19 protein-coding genes are annotated in these 23,934 nt (G+C 61.5%); 8 read left to right on the top strand and 11 right to left on the bottom strand.

From position 1 onward, the window contains the following. Positions 1-414: 414 nt before the first annotated feature. From F451_RS0109330 to F451_RS0109360, 7 genes are all read right to left on the bottom strand, one after another. Positions 415-1,218 carry an ABC transporter ATP-binding protein gene (locus F451_RS0109330; RefSeq protein ID WP_020681099.1) on the bottom strand — a complete coding sequence of 268 codons (804 nt, stop codon included), beginning with the start codon at positions 1,216-1,218 and terminating at the stop codon, positions 415-417. Positions 1,219-1,237: 19 nt separating this feature from the next. Beyond that, complete coding sequence (locus tag F451_RS0109335) at positions 1,238-1,966, bottom strand: ABC transporter permease (RefSeq protein ID WP_020681100.1); 729 nt, start codon at positions 1,964-1,966, stop codon at positions 1,238-1,240. 2 nt (positions 1,967-1,968) lie between these two features. Then, positions 1,969-2,145 carry a hypothetical protein gene (locus F451_RS28085; RefSeq protein WP_020681101.1) on the bottom strand — a complete coding sequence of 59 codons (177 nt, stop codon included), beginning with the start codon at positions 2,143-2,145 and terminating at the stop codon, positions 1,969-1,971. A gap of 1 nt (position 2,146) precedes the next feature. Continuing rightward, the gene (locus tag F451_RS27700) at positions 2,147-2,323 is read right to left on the bottom strand and encodes a hypothetical protein (RefSeq protein ID WP_020681102.1); all 177 of its coding nucleotides are present in this window, start codon (positions 2,321-2,323) and stop codon (positions 2,147-2,149) included. A gap of 1 nt (position 2,324) precedes the next feature. Next, positions 2,325-3,038 (bottom strand): ABC transporter permease, encoded by a 714-nt coding sequence (locus tag F451_RS0109350; RefSeq protein WP_020681103.1) that lies wholly within the window; start codon positions 3,036-3,038, stop codon positions 2,325-2,327. Positions 3,039-3,189: 151 nt separating this feature from the next. Then, complete coding sequence (locus F451_RS0109355) at positions 3,190-3,975, bottom strand: ABC transporter substrate-binding protein (protein WP_020681104.1); 786 nt, start codon at positions 3,973-3,975, stop codon at positions 3,190-3,192. A 479-nt stretch (positions 3,976-4,454) separates the two neighbouring features. Further along, positions 4,455-5,477 carry a GlxA family transcriptional regulator gene (locus tag F451_RS0109360; protein WP_020681105.1) on the bottom strand — a complete coding sequence of 341 codons (1,023 nt, stop codon included), beginning with the start codon at positions 5,475-5,477 and terminating at the stop codon, positions 4,455-4,457. 211 nt (positions 5,478-5,688) lie between these two features. On the opposite strand from F451_RS0109360, the gene F451_RS0109365 reads away from it, so the two are divergent. The 8 genes from F451_RS0109365 (at position 5,689) to astB (ending at position 18,674) form a co-directional block, all read left to right on the top strand. After that, entirely contained in the window at positions 5,689-10,497 is a 4,809-nt protein-coding gene (locus F451_RS0109365; RefSeq protein ID WP_020681106.1) for an NAD-glutamate dehydrogenase, read from the top strand. A gap of 118 nt (positions 10,498-10,615) precedes the next feature. Continuing rightward, positions 10,616-11,842 carry an acetylornithine transaminase gene (locus F451_RS0109370; RefSeq protein ID WP_020681107.1) on the top strand — a complete coding sequence of 409 codons (1,227 nt, stop codon included), beginning with the start codon at positions 10,616-10,618 and terminating at the stop codon, positions 11,840-11,842. Between the two features lie 183 nt (positions 11,843-12,025). Beyond that, positions 12,026-13,273, top strand: coding sequence for a hydrolase (locus F451_RS0109375; RefSeq protein ID WP_040879640.1), 1,248 nt, complete (start codon positions 12,026-12,028; stop codon positions 13,271-13,273). Then, positions 13,273-13,404 carry a hypothetical protein gene (locus F451_RS28600; protein WP_020681109.1) on the top strand — a complete coding sequence of 44 codons (132 nt, stop codon included), beginning with the start codon at positions 13,273-13,275 and terminating at the stop codon, positions 13,402-13,404. Before F451_RS0109375 ends, F451_RS28600 begins: the two co-directional genes overlap by 1 nt. Then, a complete protein-coding gene (locus F451_RS0109385) occupies positions 13,404-14,447 on the top strand; it encodes an arginine N-succinyltransferase (protein WP_020681110.1) in 1,044 nt (347 codons plus the stop codon). The genes F451_RS28600 and F451_RS0109385 overlap by 1 nt, the downstream gene beginning before the upstream one ends. Positions 14,448-14,550: 103 nt before the next feature. Then, positions 14,551-15,579, top strand: a complete 1,029-nt coding sequence (astA, locus tag F451_RS0109390; RefSeq protein WP_020681111.1) for an arginine N-succinyltransferase — start codon at positions 14,551-14,553, stop codon at positions 15,577-15,579. Between the two features lie 2 nt (positions 15,580-15,581). Continuing rightward, entirely contained in the window at positions 15,582-17,057 is a 1,476-nt protein-coding gene (gene astD, locus F451_RS0109395) for a succinylglutamate-semialdehyde dehydrogenase (RefSeq protein WP_020681112.1), read from the top strand. 279 nt (positions 17,058-17,336) lie between these two features. After that, entirely contained in the window at positions 17,337-18,674 is a 1,338-nt protein-coding gene (astB, locus tag F451_RS0109400; RefSeq protein ID WP_020681113.1) for an N-succinylarginine dihydrolase, read from the top strand. Between the two features lie 93 nt (positions 18,675-18,767). Here the strand turns inward: astB and F451_RS25210 are convergent, their stop codons facing one another. From F451_RS25210 to gpmI, 4 genes are all read right to left on the bottom strand, one after another. Next, positions 18,768-19,628 (bottom strand): divergent polysaccharide deacetylase family protein, encoded by an 861-nt coding sequence (locus tag F451_RS25210; protein WP_020681114.1) that lies wholly within the window; start codon positions 19,626-19,628, stop codon positions 18,768-18,770. Then, positions 19,628-20,953: a S41 family peptidase gene (locus F451_RS0109410; RefSeq protein WP_026291634.1), complete on the bottom strand. Its 1,326-nt coding sequence runs from the start codon at positions 20,951-20,953 to the stop codon at positions 19,628-19,630. Before F451_RS0109410 ends, F451_RS25210 begins: the two co-directional genes overlap by 1 nt. A gap of 71 nt (positions 20,954-21,024) precedes the next feature. Then, positions 21,025-22,155, bottom strand: coding sequence for a murein hydrolase activator EnvC family protein (locus tag F451_RS0109415; RefSeq protein ID WP_020681116.1), 1,131 nt, complete (start codon positions 22,153-22,155; stop codon positions 21,025-21,027). A gap of 44 nt (positions 22,156-22,199) precedes the next feature. Beyond that, positions 22,200-23,750 carry a 2,3-bisphosphoglycerate-independent phosphoglycerate mutase gene (gpmI, locus tag F451_RS0109420; protein WP_020681117.1) on the bottom strand — a complete coding sequence of 517 codons (1,551 nt, stop codon included), beginning with the start codon at positions 23,748-23,750 and terminating at the stop codon, positions 22,200-22,202. Positions 23,751-23,934: the final 184 nt, after the last annotated feature.

A 23,934-nucleotide genomic window follows, 5' to 3' on the forward strand; every position in this document is an offset into this window, starting at 1 on the left:
CATGGCAGCTCCCGACTATTCCCTTCTGACCAGGACCTGCCCGAAGCCGACATCCAGCTGATCTACAATCCGCAGTCACGCTTCAGCGATGGCGAGCGGGCCCAGATCGAGGCGCTGGCAACACTCTGATCACCAACCGATGCCCAAAACACCCGCCAGGATTGCCATGGCAGCTCCCGACTATTCCTATCTGACCAGGACCTGCCCGAAGCCGACATCCAGCTGGTCTATAATCCGCAGTCACGCTTCAGCGATGGCGAGCGGGCCCTAATCGAGGCGCTGGCCACACTCTGAGCAGTGATGGAGTGAACACGGGGGACGCTTCGCAGTGCTCCATGGCACCACAACAATGGCCGGGCGATCGCAGACTGGGCTTCAGTTCAATAACACCCCAACGACAGCCCGGCAACGCCCTCAGAAGTTGCTGCTGAGGAACTGCCGAAAGCGCTCGGACTGCTGCTCTTTGAACAGCACCTGGGGCGCGCCCTCTTCCTCGACCCGTCCCTGGTGCAGGAACATCACATGGGATGAAACCTCGCGGGCAAAGGCCATTTCATGGGTTACCACGATCATGGTGCGGCCCTCTTCGGCCAGCTTGCGCATGACCAGCAGCACTTCGCCCACCAGTTCCGGATCCAGCGCCGAGGTCGGCTCGTCGAACAGCATCACATCGGGCTCCATGGTCAGCGCGCGGGCGATGGCCGCGCGCTGCTGCTGGCCGCCGGACAGGTGCGCCGGGTAGTGCTGCATGCGCTCGTCGAGCCCGACCTTGTTGAGGTAGTAGCGGGCCCGTTCCTCGACCTCGGCCCTGGGCTGCTTCAGCACCCGCAACGGGCCAATCATGCAGTTCTCCAGCACCGTCATATGGGACCAGAGGTTGAACTGCTGAAACACCATGCCCAGATGGGCACGGATCCGCTCCACCAGCTTCTCGTCCACCGGAACCGACTCGCCCTGGCGGTTTTTCTCGATATGCACCTGCTGGCCATGCACCAGCAGGTCGCCCGAGTCCGGCACTTCCAGCAGGTTGAGGCAGCGCAGAAAAGTACTCTTGCCCGAACCGCTGGAGCCGAGAATCGCGGTCACATCCTGCTGCCGGGCCGTCAGGGAAACGCCTTTGAGAACCTCGAACTGGCCGAAGGACTTGTGGATATCGCGGGCCACCAGGGGTATCTGATCCGTCTGAGGCCGGCCATTGTGCAAAACCTGAGTAGTCATAATTGTTGTTCCGAATCGGTTAGGTCGTCTGGCCCTTGGCCACGGATGCAGGTGCTGGCGCCACCCTCACCTGTCGGTACAGGTGCGGATTAATGCGTTTTTCCAGGTAGCGCCACAGGCGCACAATCAACATCGTGATCAGCAGATACAGCAGGGCTGCCCAGAGGTAGATAGAGAAATCGAATGTCTTGGCGAAAATAGCCCGGGTCTGGCCCATCAGATCAAACAGTGTCACCACGCTGGCAATGGCGCTGCCCTTGAGCAGCAGGATGACCTCGTTACCCAGCGCCGGAAAAGCAATGCGATAGGCATGGGGCAGAATGATCAGCCGATAGCGCAACAGGGCCGACATGCCATAGGCCTTGGCGGCTTCCACTTCACCACGGGGAACGCCAAGGATACCGCCGCGCAGCAGTTCCGCCTGATAGGCCACCGTATTGAGAATGAAAGTCAGCAAAGCACAGTAGAACGGGTCCCGGAACAGCCCCCAAAGGCCCAGCGCCTGCAACTCGTGCCGATACTGGCCGGCACCGAAATAGACCAGGAACAACTGCGCCAGCATCGGCGTACCGCGAAAAAATGAGATGTAGATGCGTACCGGAACGGCCAGCCAGCGCCGCTGTGAACTGCGTGCGATTGCCATGGGCATGGCGATAATAGCGCCGAACAGTAGCGCCAGGCCGGACAGTTTCAGCGTCAGCCAGGCACCCGACAGTAGTGCCAGTCCGTATTCAGTGATGAGAGACATGCTCAGGCCCTCCTGATGCCGCGATTGGCGCGGGTTTCCAGTTTGGAGAGCACAATCTCGGACAGAATGCTCAGTATCACGGCGTTGCTGGAGATACGCACAAGAGTTTGCGAACATGCAGGCAGAGCACCCGGCAGCCACCGTTGTCCATAGTGGGACAATGTTGCAAATGCAGGCATGTCAGGCCCTCCTGATGCCGCGATTGGCACGGGTTTCCAGTTTGGAGAGCACAATCTCGGACAGAATGCTCAGTATCACGGCGTTGCTGGAGATACGCACAAGAGTTTGTGGCGCTGCAGGCAGAGCACCCGGCAGCCACCGTTGTCCATAGTGGGACAATGTTGCAAATGCAGGCATGTCAGGCCCTCCTGATGCCGCGATTGGCACGGGTTTCCAGTTTGGAGAGCACAATCTCGGACAGAATGCTCAGTATCCAGTAGGCCGCACAGGCCAGCAGAAAGAACGTAAAGGGCTTCTTGGTCGCCCCGACCGCAATGTTGGTCATGCGCAGCAGGTCGTTCAGGGCAATGATCGACACCAGCGCCGTATCCTTGATCAGGTTGACCCAGAGATTGCCAAGACCGGGCAAGGCAAAGCGCCAGATCTGCGGCAACGTGATAAAGCGGAACAGATCCAGACGGTTCAGGCCAACGGCCATACCGGCTTCGATTTGCCCGGGATGCAGTGCCTGAAAAGCGCCCCGCAGCACCTCGCCGGAAAAGGCACCGAACACAACGCTCAGGGCCACCACACCGGCGACGAAAGGACTCAGCTCAACAAAACCGGCATCCGGATCAAGCCAGCGCCAGGCCGCATTGAGCAGGATGGCAACGCCGTTGTAGACCAGGAACAGCGTCAGCAGCTCCGGGATACCCCGTGCCGCCGTGGTATAGGCGCGTCCAAAACGGCGCAGCCACGGATTCTTTGACAGGGAAGCACCGGCCACGGCAAAGCCGATGAGAAGGCCCAGTGGCAGGGTCATCACGGCCAGCTTCACGGTTACCCACAGGCCGGACAACAATTCGTCGCCCCAGCCATCGGCACCGAAGCCAAATAAAGCGAGATCAATCATAGGGACTCTCCGGGCGAGTTCGCCACGAGGGCTCAGACCAGCGCAGGGATCGGGCACCAGACCGGTGGTGCCGATACTCGGCAGTGATCCGTGGTATGCGTTGCCAGGCGTCTGAGCAGGTTCGATGCTCAGACCGCCTGGCGTACAGGGGCTACTTCATGTCGTAGATATTGATCGGAAAGTACTTGGCATTGATCGCCTGGTAGGTGCCATCGGCAACGATGGCCGCCAGGGCTTCATTGAGTTTCTGGCGCAGCTCCTGGTCTTCCTGGCGTAGCGCCATACCGGTGCCTTCACCGGCATATTTGGGATCCATGATGGGTTCACCCACCAGTTTGCAGCACTTGCCATCTTCACTGTTGGTCACCCAGTCCAGCATTGGCAGCAGGTCGCTGACCTGAAGATCCAGCCGGCCACTGACCAGGTCGAGATTCACTTCATCCTGGCTGCGGTACAGGCGTACGTCGGACTCGGGAAAGTTGGCCTGCAGGTATTCGGCCTGAGTCGAGGCACTCAGGGCACCAATGCTCAGGTCTTCCAGCGCTTCGGGGCTCAGATCAGTGATGGTACTGTCGGCGGGGCCGGCGAAGGTCAGCGCCGCCCTGTAGTACGGCTCGGTGAAAGCGACCTGCTGCTTGCGTTCTTCGGTAATGGACATCGAGGCCAGGATGACATCGTATTTACCGGACAGCAGCGCGGGAATCATGCCGTCCCAATCCTGGGCGACGAAGGTACAGTCAGCTTCCATCTTGGCGCACAAAGCCTGGCCGATCTCGATATCGAAGCCCACCAGCTCACCGCTGGCATTGAAAAAGTTAAACGGAGGATAGGCACCTTCGCTACCGATGCGCACCGACGTCCAGTCTTTGGCCCACACCGGGCTTGCCATCAGGCCGACAAGCGCCAAGGCGCCACAGAGCAATTTGGAAAACTTCATCGAATGATCCTATGTTTATTCTAATGGGAGCCGTCAGGCCGGCAGTGATCTTCACCAGGCAGCGGTACGCCGCTGATACCCGAGTAAAAACACGTTATCAGAATATCCCCCAGCACTTTTTCACCCAGTGGACATCGTTTTTAGCTGTTGCGACTGCCCTATTAAAAAGCGTGGTTTTAGTGCACAAACGCCCTAAAATGTGGCGCCAACTGCGCCTATTTTGCAGCCATTATGTAGCACCAGGAATGCCAGCCACCCCGTTTTGGGGCGCTGCTGCGACAAGCGCCACGCACCCATTTTCACAATGCACATGAAGCTAAGCTTCAGGCGAAGCTGTTGTAGATGAGGGATATGCCGACGCAGGGGTGACGGGGAAAATGAAGCGCCCGCCAGATACGGCCAGACAGCAGGCATGACGCAAGCGAATACTTGCACGAGCCGACACCCAATAAGACCAGGGGTCGCAGAATCCGGAAGCCTCAGCGCTCGAACGAGCGGCCAAAACTGGACTGCAGCTCGGGCGATCCGGCCGCGGGGCGGGCATTGCGTCTTTCCTGACGCGGCGTCAGGCCAAAATGGTTGCGGTAGGCCGTGCTGAAATAGGATGCACTGGAAAAGCCGCACATCAGGCCGACCTGCAGGATGGGCTTGTCATCCGTACGCAACAGCACTCGGGCACGGTCCAGGCGCAGCTCAAGATAGTACTGCGATGGTACCTGCTGCAGATTTTGCTTAAACAGGCGCTCCAGATGGCGCCGCGATACACCCACGTGATGGGCCAGATCATCGGTACTCAGCGGCTCTTCGATGTTGGCCTCCATCAGCGTGACCGCCTCGATAAGATTCGGCTGCTGGGTTCCCAGGCGCACTTTAAGCGGCACCCGCTGAACTTCATCGCTGAGTCGAATGCGTTCGCAGACGAACTGCTCCGAGATCGAGGAGGCCAGGTCTATGCCGTGTTCGCGCCCGATGAGGAACAGCAGCATATCCATGGAAGCGGTACCGCCGCTGCAGGTATAGCGGTCGCGATCGGTCTCGAACAGGTTGCCGGTCGCCTCGACCCGGGGAAAGGCTTCGCGCAGCGTGGCAATATCCAGCCAGTGAATGGTGGCGCGGTATCCGTCCAGCAAACCGGCGCGGGCCAGCAGATAGCTACCGGTGCCAATGCCACCGAGACTCGAGACCGAGCGGGACTGGCGTCTGAGCCAGGCGATCAGTTTTTCGTGGCCACTGTGCAGCACCGGCGTCGGACCACAGACAAAGAGTGCATCCAGCTGCTGCACCTGATCCGGCTGGCAATCCACCCGGACCTCAACCCCGCAGCTGCTGCGCACCAAATCAGTACCGCTGCCGACGAGCACAACCTCATACAGCATGTCGCCCGCCAGACTGTTGGCCGTACGCAATGCCTCCACGGCACAGGAAAACGCGGTCAGCGAGAACTCCGGCACCAGGACAAAGCCGTAACGTTGCGTGCGATTTTTGTGTTCTGCGTTCTTCAATGTCTGTGACCGGCGCCACAAGGCGGCTGCTGTAAGAATAGTTGGCGCATCTTAACCCTCAACCCGGCGAAAAGCGTCGCTATCCCGCCGGGATGGCAGCTGGGTGAAAATCAGCGTCGCCTGAGCAAAACTCCACACCTGTCAGCCCGGGAAGCGTTCCATGATAATGATTTCACTCCCCTTCCGCTGATAATAAGAAGCCGATATCACGATGGAAACGTTGCCGCTCGTCAAACCCAGCCAGCCAGCCCTGAACGTGCTCGACCTGATTGCCAGCCGGCATGACGCTCAGCAGGCCCAGCAGTTACAGACCCTGCAAAGGCTCTTTTTTCAATCGCAGCGCCGGGACACCGCGCTGGCGCCACAGGCGTTGTACGGCGCCCTGATGTCCGTATGGCAACGCCTGCAGCAACATGACCGCGGCACGATAGACGTCGCCGTCTATCACCCGGATCCCGCCCGGGACGGCTGGCACAGCGAACACAGCATTATCGAAATCCTGATGGACGACATGCCCTTTATCGTTGCCAGCAGCATCACCGAGCTGGCGCGTCTGGGTATCGGCATTCACCAGCAAGCCTATCCCGTGCTGCACCTGCGCCGCGATAGCACCGGCCACCTGGTTGAATTCTGCAGCGACGCCAGTGAGGGTGCAGGCACCGAAACCCTGGTGCGTTTCGAGATCGATCATCAGCCCGACAACAGCGCCCTCGATTCGATCCGCCACGCACTGCTGCGAGTCCTCGAGGACGTGCGCTGCACGGTAGCCGACTGGCAGCCCATGCTGGCCCGGCTCGAAGCCGCCGCCAGCGCGTGCGAACAGGCGGCGCAGCCGGATCTGGAAACAGTCGAGTTTCTGCGCTGGCTCGCCGACGAGAATTTTCTGCTGGTCGGCTTTCGCTACTACGACGTCGAGCAGGGCGAGAACGAATGCTACCAGTTGCGTTACCGCGACGGCTCGGGCCTGGGCAGCTTCCGCGATCCGGTTTCAGAATCGCAGCACCTGATCCGGCTCGACCGCTACCTGAGCGAGCTGCTGGAGTCGCCACAGCGTCTGGTGCTGACCAAGTCGACCACCCGCTCCACCGTGCAGCAGGGTGCGCATCTGGATTATGTCGGCGTCAAGAACACCGACGCCAGCGGCAAGGTCATTGGCGAGTGGCGCTTCTTTGGCCTTTATGCCAGCAAAGCCTATGACACGCCGGTGACCCAGATTCCGCTGATCCGCCAGCATGTCAGCCGCCTGCTGCAGTCCTGTGGACTGCCCACCGACACCCACAGCTACAAGGCGTTGCGCCATATCGTATTCAACTATCCGCGCGACGAGATGCTGCAGGCCAGCTATGCCCAGTTGCAGGAGACGGTCACCGGCATGCTGGATTGTGTCGAACGCCGCCGTCTCGGGCTTTTTCTGCGCCCCGACACCCATGGCCGTTTCATTACTGTGCTGCTGCTCGTGCCCCGCGACCAGTACCATACCGGCCTGCGCAAGCGGGTGCAGGACATCCTGCTGCGCGCATTCAACGGAAACAGTGCCGAATTCAGCGTGCGCCTGAGTGAACAGCCGCTGGCCCTGATCGAATTCAGTATTCATTGCGACCACGCCCGGCAGGTCGTCTGCGATGCGCAGCAACTGGAGCAGCAGATCCGCGATGCGATGGAAACCTGGTACGACAAGCTGCATCGGGCGCTGTCAGACCAGTTTAACGATTCTGAAGCCCGCCGCCTGTTCGAGCGCTTCGCGCATCGCTTTCCGGCGGCTTACCGTGACGATACCCAGCCCAAGTCCGCGGTGACCGACATACGTCAGCTGGACCGTCTGGACAGAACACTGGCCACCCAGCTGTACCAGCCCAAGCCTGGCAGCCTGCGTTTCAAGGTGCTGGGCCGGGGCCGCGATATCACCCTGTCCGACGTGCTGCCCATCCTCGAACATCTCGGCGTGCGCGTCTGCAGTGCGACCCCCTACCAGCTGGCCGCCGGCATCACCCAGGCCGACGACGAGGCCTGCTGGATCATCGACTTCCACCTCGCCTGCGACAGCGGGCTGGACCTGACACCGCAGGCCCTGCGCACCCAGTTCGAGCAGACGTTCAGCCGCACCTACTACGGCGAGCTGGAGGACGACCGCTTCCATCAACTGATCCTGGGCGCCGGTCTCGACTATCGTCAGGTCATGCTGCTGCGGGCGATCGGCAAGTACCTGCAGCAGCTCGGCGTCCCCTTCAGTCAGCACTACATCGAGCAGGCGCTGTTCCGCAATCCTCAGCTCTGCCGGCTGCTGGGCGACCTCTTTGCCGCACGCTTTTCCCCCGACGCCAGCGCCGGGCGCGAGACACGCCAGCAGAGCCTGATCGAGCACATCAACAGCGCCCTGGAAGCGGTGGAGAACCTCGACGAAGACCGCATTCTGCGCCACTACCTGGGCGTGATCAGTGCCATGCTGCGCACCAATTACTACCAGAACGACGCGATACGCCACGTCGGCGGCGCGAAAGGCTATCTGTCATTCAAGCTCAATACCCGCGCCTTACCCTTCGCCCCCGAGCCTCGGCCGGCGTTTGAGATTTTTGTCTATGCGCCCTGGGTCGAGGGCGTACACCTGCGAGCAGGCGCCATCGCCCGCGGCGGTCTGCGCTGGTCCGACCGGCGCGAGGACTTTCGCACCGAGGTGCTGGGCCTGGTGAAAGCCCAGATGGTGAAGAACTCGGTGATCGTGCCGGTCGGCGCCAAGGGCGGCTTCGTGCCCAAGCAGCTGCCCGACGGCGGCGATCGCAATGCGGTTCAGGCGGAGGTGATCCGCTGCTACGAAACCTTTATTCGCGGCCTGCTCGACATCACCGATAACCGCGTCGACGATGACATCGTCTCGCCGGCCAACGTGGTTTGCCACGATGGTCCCGATCCCTACCTGGTGGTCGCGGCCGACAAGGGTACCGCCACCTTCTCGGACATCGCCAACCGCATCAGCGCCGAATACGGTTTCTGGCTCGGCGATGCGTTCGCCTCCGGCGGCAGCAACGGCTACGACCACAAGAAGATGGGCATCACCGCCCGGGGTGCCTGGGAGTCGGTCAAACGGCTGTTCCGCGAACAGAACCGCAACTGCCAGTCGGACGATTTCAGCGTCGTGGGTATCGGCGACATGGCCGGCGATGTGTTCGGCAACGGCATGCTGCTGTCCCGCCATATCCGCCTGGTCGCGGCCTTCAACCACCAGCACATCTTCATCGACCCGACCCCCGACGCGGCCTCAAGCTGGCAGGAACGCAAGCGCCTGTTTGAGCTGCCGCGTTCAAACTGGGAAGACTATGACCTCAGTCTGGTCTCTGCCGGTGGCGGACTCTACAAGCGCAGCGCCAAGCATATCGACCTCAGCCCCGAGGCACAGGCCGCACTGGGTACCGACCAGAGCCGCTTCACCCCCAACGAGCTGATCCGGGTGATTCTCAAGGCCCCGGTGGATCTGCTCTGGAATGGCGGTATCGGCACCTATATCAAGGCCAGCGGCGAGAGCCACACCGAGGTCGGGGACCGCAGCAATGACAATCTGCGCGTCGATGCCAGCGAACTGCGGGTGAAGGTCATCGGTGAAGGCGGCAACCTGGGACTGACCCAGCGCGCGCGCATCGAGTTCGCCCGCCACGGCGGCCTGGTCAATACCGATGCCATCGACAACGCCGGCGGCGTCGATTCGTCCGATCACGAGGTCAACCTGAAGATTCTGCTAAGCCGGGAACTGGCCTGCGGCGCGCTCGACGCCGACCGCCGTAACCGTCTGCTCGAAAGCATGACGGATGAGGTCGCCGCCCTGGTGCTGCAGCACAACAGGCAGCAGAGCCAGATCCTCAGCCTGTGTGCATACCAGGCGCCGAGCCGGATCAACGATCACCGCCGCCTGATGCAACAGCTGGAAAAGGCCGGCCGACTGAACCGGGCGCTGGAGTACCTGCCGGCAGATGCGCAGCTGGAGGACCTGGCACGCAACGGCCAGGGGCTGACACGCCCCGAAATTGCGGTACTGCTGGCCTACAGCAAGCTCTGGCTGTGCGATCAGCTGATCGAGCATGGCATCGGACAGGACCCCGACCTGGCCCTCGAGCTGCCGGCCTACTTTCCGCATCACATACGTCAGCAGTATGCGCCGGAATTACAGCAACACCCCCTGCGCAACGAGCTGCTGGCCACCCACATGACCAATCAAACCTGCAACCGCATGGGCGATACCTTTGTCAGCTACCTGCAGGCCGAAACCCACTGCAGCGCCCTTGATGCGGTGCGTGCCTTCGTATCCGCCCGCCGCATCCTCGATATCGACAGCCTCTGGCAGGCGCTCGAAACGCTGGAAAACAACCTGGACGACGGCCTGTTCCGGGACGAGCTGACGCAAATCCAGGACCTGCTGGAGCGCACCACACTCTGGCTGCTCAGGCGCAATACTGGCCAGATCAACATCGCCGACTGCACCCGCGCCTACGACAGCGAGGTCACCAACCTGATAGCACACCTGCCTGAGCTGCTGACCGAAGACGCCCTCGACCAGCTGCAGCAGGCACGCGCCCGCCTGACCGAGGCCGGCGTACCGGCTGCCCTGGCAGAGCGCCTTGCCAGCCTGCCCTATCTGTATCAGGGGCTGGAAATTGTCCAGCTGGCGTATCAAAGCGGTCAGGACAGCCTGGTCACCGCCGGTATCTACTTCTCACTCGAGCAGATGCTGACCCTGCATCCCCTGCGCCGCTGCATCGCGGCATTGCCGGAGCGGGACCTGTGGCAGCGCAAGGCACGGGCCGCTCTGGCGCATGAAGTGGATGCCACCCAGATCCAGGCCTGCAGCCTGATACTGGAGACCACCGATGCCGACACGCCGGTCAACGCACGCCTGACCCAATGGCGTACGCAGGCCGCACAGCTGCTCGACAACCTGCAGCAGATCTTTAGCGAAGTCCGCTTCAACGAAACGCCCAACCTCGCCATGCTGTCCGTCGCCGTGCGCGAACTGGGCCGCCTGAAGCTGCTTTAAAACAGGAAGGAACCCCGGCCCCGGCGCACTGCGGCGCCGGGGTATAAATTTCGCCACACTGCCCTGCTGCCAATGCCAGGTGGGCAGACTGAAACCGCTTTAACACAGGAGCAACATAATGACTCAGCCTACTGTCAGCCGCGCCACCTTCGATGACGTCATGGTCCCCAACTACAACCCGCCGGCCATTATTCCGGTGCGCGGCGAAGGTTCCCGCCTGTGGGACCAGGACGGCCGGGAATATATCGATTTCGCCGGCGGTATCGCGGTCAACGTGCTGGGGCACCGCCACCCCGCACTGATGCAGGCACTGACCGATCAGGCCGGCAAGGTCTGGCACCTGAGCAACGTGTTTACCAACGAGCCGGTACTGCAGCTGGCGCAGAAGCTCACCGACAGCACCTTTGCCGACCAGGTATTCTTCTGCAACTCCGGCGCCGAAGCCAACGAAGCCGCCTTCAAGCTGGCGCGCAAGTACGCCCATGACCGTCACGGGGCCGGCAAGCACGAGATCATTGCGTTCACCCAGGCGTTTCACGGCCGCACCCTGTTCACAGTCTCGGTCGGCGGCCAGGCCAAGTACCGCGAAGGGTTTGAGCCGGTGCCGGCGGGAATCAGTCACGTACCCTTTAACGATATCGATGCGCTGCAGGCAGCCATATCCGATCGTACCTGCGCCGTAGTGATGGAGCCGATCCAGGGCGAAGGCGGCGTGATTCCCGCCGACCCTGAATTTGCCCGCGCGGTGCGCGAGCTGTGTGATGCACATGGCGCCCTGCTGATCTTCGACGAGGTGCAAACCGGCGTCGGCCGCACCGGCAACCTCTTTGCCTATGAAGAACTCGGCGTCACACCGGATATCCTCACCAGTGCCAAGGGCCTGGGGGGCGGCTTTCCGATCGGCGCCATGCTGACCCGCCGCGATATCGCCGCCAGCCTGAACGTCGGCAGCCACGGCACCACCTACGGCGGCAATCCGCTGGGCTGCGCAGTCGCCAAGGCGGTGCTGGACACGGTGGACGACCCGGCATTGCTGGCCGGCGTGCGTCACAAGCAGCAGCTGTTCGTCGAGCAGCTTGAAGCCATCAATGACCGTCACCACTGCTTCAAGGATATTCGCAGTACCGGCCTGCTGATCGGTGCCGAGCTGATCGACAGCCTGCACGGCCAGGCGCCCAAGGTACTGGCGGCGGCCCGCGAACTTGGCCTGATGCTGCTGGTCGCGGGCCCCAACGTACTGCGCATGACACCGTCGCTGATCATTCCGGACGAGGATATCGTCCAGGGGATGAGCCGGCTGGAGCAGGCCGTCGCTGCGGCCCTCAAGGTCGAACAGGCCAGCTGATGGCATTCGCCCGGCCCGGCTTCTGCCGGATCGGGCGTCTAGCGTACGCTTTGACCCCAATAGGTACTTACAGGGCCCCTCAACTAAAAAACCAGGTCGCCTGAGCAACAGTTCGCCCCTGTCAGTCAGGGCCACAATCAACAATAATGATTCTGACGCCAATACATGAAGGACAAGGTCGCCATGACATTTGAACCCCGCTACGCTCCCTGGCTTGAGTGGCTCGACAGCCAGCACGACTGCATGCTGGCCCGAACCCTTGAACTGGCCGGGATCAACTCAGGCAGCCTCAATGCCGCCGGAGTGAATCGCGTACGGGAAACGCTGCAGCAGTATTGCGGCGCTCTTGGGGGAGAAATGGAAGTCGTGCCGGTACCGCCCTATACAGAAATGACCGAGCAGGGCGAACAGCGGCAGTTTGCCCTGGGCGACGCACTGCGTATCCGCAAGCGCCCCGACGCGCCACTGCAGGTTTTCTTCTGCGGGCACATGGATACGGTGTTCGCGGCGGACCATGCGTTCCAGTCCATCCGCTGGCTCGATGAGAATACCCTGAACGGCCCCGGCGTTGCCGATCTCAAGGGTGGCCTGATGGTCATGCTCAAGGCCATCGAAGCACTGGAACGCAGCCCCTTCAGTGACCGGATTGGCTGGGAAATCCTGTTCAACCCGGACGAGGAAATCGGCTCCCTGAGCTCTGCACCACTCATTGCTGAAGCCGCCGGTCGATGCGACCTGGGCCTGATCTACGAACCCTGCATGCCGGACGGCAATCTGGCCGGCGAGCGCAAGGGCAGCGGCAACTTCAGTGTCGTGGTCAAAGGCCGTGCCGCCCATGCCGGGCGTGAACACCAGCTGGGGCGCAACGCCGTCCGCGCCCTGTGTGATTTTGTCAGCGCGCTGGACGACCTCAACGGTCAGCGCGAAGGTGTCACGATCAACCCGGGCTTCATTCATGGCGGCGGTGCCGTCAACGTGGTGCCCGACCATGCCATGTTCCGTTTCAACATCCGCCTCGAGAAAGCCGCAGACGAGGCATGGTGTCTCGAACAGCTGGACCGCCTCAGCGCCGGGATCAACAGCCGTGACGGTATCAGCCTGCAGCTGCATGGCGCCTTCGGTCGCAAGCCAAAGCAGCTGACAACCGCCAATCTCGCGCTGTTCCAGCTGGCGCGTGACTGCGGCGAACAGCTGGGCATGGCACTGGAATGGAAACCGACCGGGGGCTGCTGCGATGGAAACAACCTGGCCGCCGCCGGTGTACCCAATATCGATACCCTGGGCGTACAGGGTGGCAAGATTCACAGCAGCGACGAGTTCATGTACGTCAGCAGCTTCACCGAACGCGCAAAACTCAGCGCCATGATACTCATGAAACTGGCCGACGGCGCACTCGACGACGTCCTGCGCATAAAAGGGAAGAAACGCTGATGAGCATGGATAACGTCTATACGCTACGAGGCTGCTTCACCGAACGGGCTAAACTCAGCGCCATGATACTCATGACGCTGGCCGACGGTGCGCTCGACGACGTCCTGCGCATAAAAGGGAAGAAATACTGATGCTGATTATCCGACCTGTCGATTTCCCGGACCTTCCGGCGCTGGAACAGCTGGCACTGCTGTCCCGTGGCGGCATCACCACGCTGCCTGCGAACCGCGAACATCTCGGCCAGCTCATCGGCCAGACCCAAAGTTCGCTGCGCAAGAAAGTCAGCCTGCCGGGCAACGAATCCTATCACTTCGTACTGGAAGAGACCGACACCGGCCAAATACTGGGCATCAGCGGTATAGAAGCCTGTATCGGGCTGGACTCACCCTTTTACAGTTACCGTATCGACGAGATCGTCCACGCATCGCGCGAGCTGCAGATTCACAACCGAATTCCGTCGCTGCACCTGTGCCAGGACTACAACGGCACCAGCCGGCTCTGTACCCGTTTTCTGGTGCCTGAGGCCGATACCCCGGCCAATGCACACCTGCTGTCACGCTCACGCATGCTGTTCATGGCGGAACACCCCAAGCGCTTCGCCCGCAGAACCGTGGTCGAACTGCAGGGCATGGTCGACGAAAACGGCAAATCCCCCTTCTGGGAGTCACTGGGTCGGCATTTCTTCAGCATGGACCTGACCAAGGCCGACTACCTGACCGGTATCAAGCGCAAGACCTTTATTGCCGAGCTGATGCCGCACTATCCGGTGTATGTACCGCTGCTAAACGAAGCCGCGCGCAATGCCATAGGCCAGCCACGACCGGATATCGAACCGGTGATGGACCTGCTGGAGGACGAAGGTTTCAGCTACCAGGGCTATCTGGACATCTTTGATGCCGGCCCCACGCTGGAGGCACGTACCGACAATATTCGCTCGGTTTGGCAGAGCCAGAATCGGACCCTGCGCGTCGGCCAGGAGGCCGCGCCAACGGATGCCAGCCTGAGCTGGCTGATGCTGAGTAATAACGACACCGGCAATTTTCGCGTCCTGCTGACCCGGGGAAACCCCGAACAACCGCGCATCGACGCAGCCGCAGCCGAACAGCTGCAGCTGCGTGATGGCGATAGCGTACGCGTATTGCAACTGGACGCAGATGATCTGGCGCTGAACTAGCCCGCCTTAACTTTCAATACAGATGATGGATGCAGCCCGGACCTTCAGCCCGGACTGCACGGCAGGCTGCGGCCTGCAGAAAACATGAGAGGTGCGTAAACCTATGATGATAGTGAGACCCGTGCACCGGGACGACCGGGCCGCACTGCGCGAACTTGCGCGCAAAACAGGGCCGGGCTTCACCTCGATGCAGGATGACGACCAGCATGTGCAGGGCATGATCGATGCAGGCTGCGCAGCCTTTGCCAGCGACACCCCGGCGCCGGATGCCTACTTCCTGTTTGTCATGGAAGATACCGAAACCTCACAGGTGGTGGGTACCTGTGCCATTCAGGCTGCCGTTGGGCTGAACGACGTCTGGTACAGTTACCGCGTCGGCACCCTGGTACACGCCTCGCGCGAACTGGGCGTGTACAGCCAGCTCAATACGCTGACCATCAGCAACGACCAGACCGGCTGCAGCGAACTCTGCACGCTGTTTCTGGACCCGGAATACCGCCGCAGCCTGAATGGGCACCTGCTGTCCAAGTCCCGTTTCCTCTTCATGGCGGAATTTTCCAGCCTGTTCAGCGCGACTCTGGTAGCGGAAATGCGCGGTTACTCGGACGAAAATGGCGTCTCACCCTTTTGGGAAGGCCTGGGCCGGCAATTCTTTTCGATCGACTTCACCCAGGCCGACCAGCTGTCGACCCGCAACAAGGTGTTTATCGCCGAACTGATGCCCAAACACACCATCTACACCAACCTGCTGCCCAAAACCGCACGCGACGTTATCGGCAAAACCCATGATGCCACCGTACCGGCGCGGCGGCTGCTTGAAAGCGAAGGCATGCGCTATACCCACTTCGTGGACATCTTCGATGCCGGCCCCATGCTCGAAGCGCCGGTGCAGGACATTCGCGCGGTACGCGACAGCCGCTACTACAAGGCACGCATCGCGGATGTGCCCGAACAGGACGAGCCTTACCTGATCAGCAATACCCGGCTCGGCGATTTCCGTTGCGGCGCCAGCCGCACGGTTTCGCTGAACAACAGCATTGTGAGTCTGGACGCCCGGACCGCCGCCGCCCTGAACATCAGCAACGGTGACACCCTACGGGTCGTACCGCTGTTTTCCCAACGGAGAACCTGAACATGACCGCCAGCCTTTTTATCAATCAGCAGTGGATCACCGGTGCCGGCCAGGCCTTCAGCTCACACAACCCCGCCACCGGTGAAAGCCTCTGGCAGGGTCGCGCGGCCGGTGCCGGCCAGGTCGATGACGCCGTGCGGGCCGCCCGCGCCGCCTTTGAAGCCTGGGCCGACCTGACACTCGCCGAACGGGCCGATCTGTGCCGCCGCTTCGCCGCCCAGCTCGAAAGCAACAAGGACATGCTGGCCCATGCCATCGGCCGCGAGACCGGCAAACCCCTCTGGGAAGCCCGCACCGAAGTGGCCGCCATGATCGGCAAGATCGAGATATCGATTCGCGCCTATGACGAGCGCACCGGCAGTCGCGAAAGCGAACTGGCCGGTGCCCGGGCCGTACTGCGCCACCGTCCCCACGGTGTGGTGGCGGTGTTCGGACCCTACAACTTCCCGGGGCACCTGCCCAACGGTCATATCGTTCCGGCCCTGCTGGCCGGCAACACGGTGCTGTTCAAGCCCAGCGAGCTGACGCCGCTGGTCGCCGAACAGGTGGTGCATTGCTGGGAGGCCGCCGGCCTGCCCGCCGGCGTGCTCAACCTGCTGCAGGGCGAGAAAGATACCGGCATCGCCCTGGCCCGCCACCCCGGGCTTGATGGCCTGTTCTTTACCGGCAGCTCCCAGACCGGCGAACTGCTGCACCGTCAGTTCGCCGGCCATCCGGGCAAGATCCTGGCGCTCGAGATGGGCGGCAACAACCCGCTGCTGATCGGCGATGTCACCGATATGGCCGCCGCCGTGCATGAAACCATCCAGTCGGCCTATATCAGCGCCGGCCAGCGCTGCACCTGCGCCCGCCGCCTGCTGGTCCCCACGGGTGAAACCGGTGACCGTTTCATCAGCGCGCTGCTCAGCGCCATTCGCGGCATCCGCGTCGGCGCCTACGACGCCGAACCGCAGCCCTTCATGGGCAGCCTGATCTCGGAAGCCGCCGCTGACGGCCTGCTGGCCGCACGCCAGCGCCTGCTGGAACTGGGCGCGACGGAACTGGCCCCGCTGACTAAACTGCAACCCGGTACCGGATTGCTGTCACCGGGGCTGATCGATGTCACCGCGGTGGCACAACTGCCGGATGAAGAGTACTTCGGCCCGCTGTTGCAGCTGATTCGCTACCGCGACTTCGACCAGGCGATCGAGGTGGCCAACAACACCCGTTTTGGTCTGTCGGCCGGCCTGCTCAGCGACAGCCCCGAACAGTACCAGCGCTTCACGCGACGCATCCGTGCCGGCATCGTCAACTGGAACAAGCAGCTGACCGGCGCCAGCAGCGCGGCTCCCTTTGGCGGCATTGGCGCCAGCGGCAACCACCGCGCCAGCGCCTACTACGCGGCGGATTATTGCGCTTACCCGGTGGCCGGACTTGAGCTCGACAAGGTCCAGCTGCCGGCAACCCTCTCCCCTGGATTAGATCTGGGAAGTGAGTAGCAAACTGAACGCAGATTCGCTAAAGCATCGCTGCAGCCCCTACACCGCCGGCTACTGCGGCCCTATTCCGGTGGCCGAACTCGAACTGGACAGAGTCCAGCTGCCGGCAATGCTATCCCCGGGGTTAGATCTGGGTAGCGAATAACAGACTGACCGCAGGTTGGGTGCAGCGAAGCGCAACCCAACGCCCTTTTGCCGGCGGCACCCGACCTGCGAAGACCATGCGCCCCGCGCACAACCTGACAAATATCGGCCTGACCGAACAGGAGAAATAACAAGATGAAAGCCTACGAAGCAAACTTTGATGGTCTGGTCGGGCCGACCCACAATTACAGCGGCCTGTCGTTCGGCAATATCGCCTCGGGCGAGCACAAGGCCCAGGCCTCCAATCCGCGGCTCGCGGCCAAGCAGGGCCTGGTCAAGATGAAGACCCTGCACGACCTGGGCCTGGTACAGGGCGTGCTCGCGCCCCAGGAAAGGCCGGATATCCACACCCTGCGCCGTCTGGGCTTTTCCGGTTCCGATTCCGCGGTACTCTTTCAGGCTGCCCAGTATTCACCCCGCATTCTGGCAGCCTGCTGCTCGGCCTCCAGCATGTGGACGGCCAATGCCGCCACCGTGTCGCCCAGTGCCGACACCCATGATCACCGCGTCCATTTTACGCCGGCCAACCTCACCAACAAGTTTCACCGCTCCATTGAGCACGAAACCACCGGGCGTATTCTGGCCGCCACCTTTGCCAACGAGAAACACTTCAAACATCATTGCGCCCTGCCAGGCACGGAGCATTTCGGCGACGAGGGTGCCGCCAACCATACCCGTTTCTGCCATGAGTACGGTGAACGTGGCATCGAGTTTTTCGTGTTCGGGCGCTATGCCTTCGACGACCAAAAGCCTGCACCGCAAAAGTTTCCGGCACGCCACACCTTCGAAGCCTCCCAGGCAATCGCGCGCAAGCACCAGCTCAATAGTCAGCATGTTGTCTATGCCCAGCAAAACCCGGACGTGATCGATCAGGGTGTATTCCATAACGACGTCATCGCCGTCGGCAACCGTAACCTGCTGTTCTGCCATGAGCAGGCCTTCCTCGACCAGGCGGGCGTCAAGCAGCAACTGACCCGGGCCATGCAGGGCGATTTTCGCGTCATAGAAGTGCCCACCAGCGCGGTGTCCGTCAAGCAGGCAGTGCAATCCTACCTGTTCAACAGCCAGCTGTTGTCATTGCCCGATGGCCGCACCCTGCTGGTGATTCCGCAGGAAAGCCAGAATATTGCGCCGGTCTGGCAGTACCTGCAGGACCTGATCGCCACGGATGACAGCGGTATTGATGAGCTGAAGATATTCGACCTGAAGCAGAGCATGAGCAACGGTGGTGGCCCAGCCTGCCTGCGTCTGCGCGTGGTACTGAACGAAGCCGAACGGGCCGCGGTAAACCCCCACACTTTGATGAACGACACGCTGTTCACGAAGCTGAATACCTGGGTGGATAAGCATTATCGCGACCGGCTGGAAGAAAAGGACCTGGCCGATCCACAGCTGCTGCTGGAATCACGTACTGCACTGGACGAGCTGACCCGGATTCTCAACCTGGGCCCGGTCTACCCGTTCCAGCGCTAGCCGCTGGGTCGCAAGACTGGCTGCACACTGACAGCTTCGCGGGGGCATCCCCATGCCCCCGCTATCCCTTGCCCCCTTTATCCGATGCCCCTTTTATCCCATGCCCCAATGGCGCCGATGCATGTTCATCAGGCGCCTGTCAGCAGGATCTAGACGCGCAAAATCCGCCTGCTGATGCAAAAACGCCGATACCGTCAGGCGCTGAAAGCCGAGCTCGTCCATCAGTGGCAGAGCCTCGTGCAGGTAGTCCAGAGTCACGTCGTGGGGATGCCCGATCATCAGCGCAGAACCGTATTCACGCGCAATGCTCAGCCCACGCAGAAACTGGCGATGCACGAACGCCGGCGTCTGTTCATGATCCAGAAAGACATCACGCATCAGTGCTGGAATACCCTGCTCCTGCGCCACCTGCCACGCCAGCGTACTGGCGGTGGTACGGCTGTCGACGAACCACAATTTGCGCTCGCGCAGCACCTCCATCACCCACTCCATGGGCTGACGCCTTGAAGTCAGCAGACTCCCCATATGGTTGTTCACGCCCGCGACATGGGGGATGGCATCAAGGTCCTCGCGCAGAATACGCTGCAGTTCGGCCTTGCTCAGATCGGGAGTCAAGGCGCCGGGGCCCAGCGCCAGATGCTGGCTGTTGGCCATGGGCGCATGCAGCATGATGCCCTTGCCCAGCGCCCGCGCTTCCAGCGCCAGGTCACGGCCATGGGCGGAATGGGGCAGGAAGGCACAATTGATGGGGCCCGGCAGTGCCAGGGTACGCCGGCCGGCCACAAGGCTGTGGCCGACATCGTCGATGACCAGCAGCAGACGCGGCTGCTCTGTACTATCTATCCCCGCCCCGCGCGCCAGCCCGGGCCAGGCCAGCCCGGGCCAGGCCAGCCCGGGCCAGATAGCCGTACCGGACAGTGCCGCGAGACTGACGAGCAAGGCGCGCCGGCGCATCAGCCCTGCTTGAGCGGGGGCTGCAGAATCACCAGCGCCTTGAGTAGATTCAGCGCTTCAAACAGCTGGAAATCCCGCTCCACCAGCTTGGCATCGCCATTGTTCTTGGCGACTGCGGCGCCATTGCCGTTTTCCAGATGGCCGCTCAGGTCACTTTCCTTGACCCGGTCGCCATTCTCCAGATTGCGTATCTCTGCTTCATCAACCCGAATGTCCGGCACAATGCCCTGGGCCTGAATAGAGCGCCCATTGGGAGTGAAGTAACGCGCCGTGGTCAGCTTGACCGCGCGTTCTGACGTCAACGGCAGGATGGTCTGCACCGACCCCTTGCCGAAACTGTCGGTGCCCAGCACCAAACCCCGCTTGTGATCCTGCAAGGCACCGGCGACGATCTCCGAGGCAGAGGCAGAGCCTGCGTTAATAATCACCACCAGCGGGACTTTCGGGGCCAGCGTTCTGGCACTCGCGTTAAAACGCAGTGCGGCATTGGCCAGGCGGCCTTCGGTATACACGACTAGCCCCTCGTCAATAAAGGCGTCAGCGACTTCCACTGCCGCCTGCAATACCCCGCCAGGGTTGTTGCGCAAATCCAGCACCATGCCGCGCAGCGGTCCCTGGCTTTCTAGCGACTTGATCGCCTTGCCCAGCTCAGTGCCGGTATTAACCTGGAATTGTGATACCCGCAGGTAACCGAAGCCCGGTTCCAGCAGGCGGTGCTTGACGCTCGCCACCTTGATTCGATCACGTATCAGTTTGATCTCGAAAGGCTTTTCAACGCCTTCGCGGACAATGGTCAGGACGATGGGCTCATTCGGCTTGCCACGCATCAGCGCCACCGCTTCGTTCAGCGACAGCCCCTGCACCGGCGTTTCGTCGAGCTTGACGATCAGGTCGCCCGCTTTGACGCCGCCCCGCTGGGCCGGCGTATCATCGATGGGCGCGATGACGCGAATAAAGCCATCCTGCAGGCCCACTTCAAGTCCGAGGCCGCCGAACTCGCCGCTGGTGTACTCCTGCAGGTCCTGGTAGGCATCGGGCTCAAGATAGGCCGAATGCGGATCGAGCCCGGCAATCATGCCGCGAATGGCATCTTCCAGCAGCTTTGCATCATCCACCGGCTCGACATAGGCGGTCTTGATACGCTCAAAAACCTCGGCAAACAGGCGCAGTTCTTCCAGCGGCAAGGCTTGCACCTCGGCCAGCATGTGTTCGCTGTCCTGCTCCGGCGCCTCATCCGCGAAGACCGGCGCTGCAAGAACGACAGAAAGCATCAGCGCGCCGAACATCCTGTTCAGCCTCTCTGGTGCACGAGTCAACAACTTCATAACAGCATCCTTTATTCAGTCACACCGGAATTGGAACACCTGGCTCGCACCGACAAGCGGCCCCCTAAAGGCTAGCGTCCCGCCAGCCAGCGGGCGGGGTCCGTTGGTTTGCCGTTAAAGCGTACCGCAAAATAGAGACTTGGCTCAGTATAGCCGCCACTGTTACCCACGGTCGCCACCGCATCGCCGGCATCGACCCAGGCGCCCGGCTCCTTCAGGAGCCGCTGGTTGTGGCCATAGAGGCTCATGTAACCGCCGCCATGATCGATAATCAGTAACAACCCATAGCCCCGCAGCCAGTCCGAGAATACCACCCGGCCGCGATGTACGGCACGTACTTCACGCCCGGTCTGGGCCGCGATCAGCATTCCATCATAGCTGACGCCACTGTCGGTATTGCCAAAGGCCCGCACCAGGCGCCCGTCCACCGGCCAGGACAGTTTGCCCTTGAGCTGCGGCAGGGAGCGGGCCTCACGCGCCATCTTGGCTTCCTTGAGCGCTTTTTCAATCTTCACCAATACCGACTCGAGCTGCCGGCGATCGGCATCCAGACTTTTGAGCCGGCCCTGTTTGGAGTCGATCGATTTGGCCAGCATCGCCAGTGTCGCCTTGCGCTCTGCACGTGCTGCATCCAGACGTTGCTGCCGGGCTTTAAGCTCGTTGCGACGCACCAGCAGCTCCGACTGGGTCTCATCCAGCGCCAGTTCGGTGCTTTCGAGCCCTGCCAGCTGCTGCTGATAGAGCGTCAGCTGCGCCACCAGTTCGCCGTTGATCAGATCAAAGTAATGCAGCATGCGGTCAATTTGCGCAGGATCGCGCTGGTTGAACAGCACCTGCAACCGGGGCTGATTGCCCAGGCGGTATTGTTTGCGCAGCTGGCGCTGCAGCTGATCGGTGCTTGCCGCCAGCGAGGCCCGAAGGGCATCGCGGCGCTGTTCAAGATCGCCGGCACGGCTGCCCAGTTGCGCCAGTTTCTGTTCCAGGTCGGCCAGTTGATTGCCAAGCTGACCGATCTCGGCTTCGCTGTCGCGCAGCGCCTGCTGCAGTGACTTGCGCTCGCCCTGCTGGGTCCGAATGGAACTTTGCAGGGCACCGATGTCTTTCTGCAGGCGCTGGATCTGCGCCTCGGTGGCCTGCTTGTCCGCTGCCATCAGCAGGTTGCCCTGCAGGATCAGCAACAACACCATTAGTATGCGCATCATGGGATGGGATTCCTGGGACCGCCGTCTCGGTGGCCCCGAGAGGATCAGCCCCCTGTCACCAGGGACTTGCCGGTCATTTCCTGCGGCTGTTCCAGACCCATCAGGGCCAGCAGCGTAGGCGCCAGGTCACAGAGCGCGCCATTATCCAGCCGTACCTGGTCGGCGCGGGGGCCGTCGTATACCAGCGCCACCGGCCAGTTGGTGTGTGCCGTATGAGGCTGGCCGGTCTTGGGGTTGACCATGAGTTCGACATTGCCGTGATCGGCGGTAATCAGGGTTTCGCCACCGACTTCACGCATGGCCGCCAGGATCTGTCGAATGCTCTCATCGATCACTTCGCAGGCCTTGATGGCGGCATCGAACTTGCCGGTATGGCCCACCATGTCGCCATTGGCCAGGTTGCAGACGATCAAGTCGTACTTGCCACTGCGAACGGCTGCGCACAGTTTCTCGGTGACCTCAGGCGCACTCATTTCCGGTTTCAGATCGTAGGTGGCCACATCGGGGGACGGCACCAGGATACGGTCTTCGCCCGGGTAAACCTCTTCGCGGCCGCCGTTAAAGAAGAAGGTGACGTGGGCATATTTCTCGGTTTCGGAAATACGCAGCTGTGTTTTGCCAAGACCCGACAGGTATTCGCCCAGGTCATTGCTGATGGTGGCCGGCGGGTAGGCACAGGCACAATCGATGGACGCAGCGTATTCAGTCATCATCACGTACTCGGCCAAGGCCGGGTGTGCGCTACGCTCAAAGCCATCGAAGTCCTGATCCACGAAGGCACGGGTGATTTCACGCGAACGGTCCGGGCGGAAGTTGGCGCAGATCAGGGCATCACCTTCACCGACAACCCCAAGCGCTTCGCCAGCGGCATCGGTCAGCACCGTTGCCTGGACAAATTCATCATTCTCGCCACGCTCGTAGGCAGCCGCGAGGGCAGCCTGGGCGGAATCAAAGCGCTGCGGTGCCTGGCCGAGCGTCATCGCATCATAGGCAACCTGTACGCGATCCCAGCGGTTATCCCGGTCCATCGCATAGTAACGTCCAACCAGTGTTGCAATCGCACCCACACCGATCTCGGCCAGCTTTGCTTCGACCCGGGCAATCGACGGCTCTGCCGAGCGCGGCGGCATATCGCGGCCATCCAGCACGGCATGCAGATACACCGACTTGGCGCCGCGCGCAGCGGCCATTTCCATCAGTGCGATCATGTGTTCTTCATGACTGTGCACACCACCGGGTGACAACAACCCCAGCACATGCACCGCCTTGCCCGCCGCAATCGCCTTGTCCATAGCGGCGCAGAGCACCGGATTTTCAAAGAAATCACCGTCGCTGATAGCTTTCGAGATGCGGGTGAAATTCTGGTACACGGTACGGCCGGCGCCAATATTCATGTGACCCACTTCGGAATTGCCCATCTGACCATCGGGCAGACCCACCGCCAGACCCGAGGTTTCAATGCGGGAATTGGGATTGTTCGCCAGCAGCTGATCCCAGGTTGGGGTCTGTGCGGCTTCGATCGCGGAAGATGCTGTGTGCTCGATGCCGAAGCCGTCGAGAATGATCAGTGCTTTGGGGGTACGAGTGGCAGTCATGGCAATTCTGATGTCCGAATCGGGTTTGCGAAGCCGCCATTTTACTGCGTATCAACCCCTATTGCGACTGCACAGGAAACAGCAAACGACCATTCGCAGCGAACATCACCCTTCCCCTTATGCCGCCGCAGCCAGCATTGTATACTTAGCCGCTAATTTTCAACGCAATTGCACATATCAGGCT

It is taken from the genome of Marinobacterium rhizophilum DSM 18822, from assembly GCF_000378045.1.
Taxonomy (GTDB): Bacteria; Pseudomonadota; Gammaproteobacteria; order Pseudomonadales; family Balneatricaceae; genus Marinobacterium_A; species Marinobacterium_A rhizophilum.

Excerpts from the sequence above, each read along its gene's own strand:
- F451_RS0109370 (WP_020681107.1), top strand. The coding sequence starts at position 10,616 with ATGACTCAGCCTACTGTCAGCCGCGCCACCTTCGATGACGTCATGGTC.
- F451_RS28085 (WP_020681101.1), bottom strand. The coding sequence starts at position 2,145 with ATGCCTGCATTTGCAACATTGTCCCACTATGGACAACGGTGGCTGCCG.
- F451_RS27700 (WP_020681102.1), bottom strand. The coding sequence starts at position 2,323 with ATGCCTGCATTTGCAACATTGTCCCACTATGGACAACGGTGGCTGCCG.
- F451_RS0109355 (WP_020681104.1), bottom strand. The coding sequence starts at position 3,975 with ATGAAGTTTTCCAAATTGCTCTGTGGCGCCTTGGCGCTTGTCGGCCTG.
- F451_RS0109410 (WP_026291634.1), bottom strand. The coding sequence starts at position 20,953 with ATGAAGTTGTTGACTCGTGCACCAGAGAGGCTGAACAGGATGTTCGGC.
- F451_RS0109415 (WP_020681116.1), bottom strand. The coding sequence starts at position 22,155 with ATGATGCGCATACTAATGGTGTTGTTGCTGATCCTGCAGGGCAACCTG.
- F451_RS0109385 (WP_020681110.1), top strand. The coding sequence starts at position 13,404 with ATGCTGATTATCCGACCTGTCGATTTCCCGGACCTTCCGGCGCTGGAA.
- astD (WP_020681112.1), top strand. The coding sequence starts at position 15,582 with ATGACCGCCAGCCTTTTTATCAATCAGCAGTGGATCACCGGTGCCGGC.
- astA (WP_020681111.1), top strand. The coding sequence starts at position 14,551 with ATGATGATAGTGAGACCCGTGCACCGGGACGACCGGGCCGCACTGCGC.
- astB (WP_020681113.1), top strand. The coding sequence starts at position 17,337 with ATGAAAGCCTACGAAGCAAACTTTGATGGTCTGGTCGGGCCGACCCAC.
- F451_RS25210 (WP_020681114.1), bottom strand. The coding sequence starts at position 19,628 with ATGCGCCGGCGCGCCTTGCTCGTCAGTCTCGCGGCACTGTCCGGTACG.
- F451_RS28600 (WP_020681109.1), top strand. The coding sequence starts at position 13,273 with ATGAGCATGGATAACGTCTATACGCTACGAGGCTGCTTCACCGAACGG.
- F451_RS0109365 (WP_020681106.1), top strand. The coding sequence starts at position 5,689 with ATGGAAACGTTGCCGCTCGTCAAACCCAGCCAGCCAGCCCTGAACGTG.
- F451_RS0109350 (WP_020681103.1), bottom strand. The coding sequence starts at position 3,038 with ATGATTGATCTCGCTTTATTTGGCTTCGGTGCCGATGGCTGGGGCGAC.
- gpmI (WP_020681117.1), bottom strand. The coding sequence starts at position 23,750 with ATGACTGCCACTCGTACCCCCAAAGCACTGATCATTCTCGACGGCTTC.
- F451_RS0109375 (WP_040879640.1), top strand. The coding sequence starts at position 12,026 with ATGACATTTGAACCCCGCTACGCTCCCTGGCTTGAGTGGCTCGACAGC.
- F451_RS0109330 (WP_020681099.1), bottom strand. The coding sequence starts at position 1,218 with ATGACTACTCAGGTTTTGCACAATGGCCGGCCTCAGACGGATCAGATA.
- F451_RS0109335 (WP_020681100.1), bottom strand. The coding sequence starts at position 1,966 with ATGTCTCTCATCACTGAATACGGACTGGCACTACTGTCGGGTGCCTGG.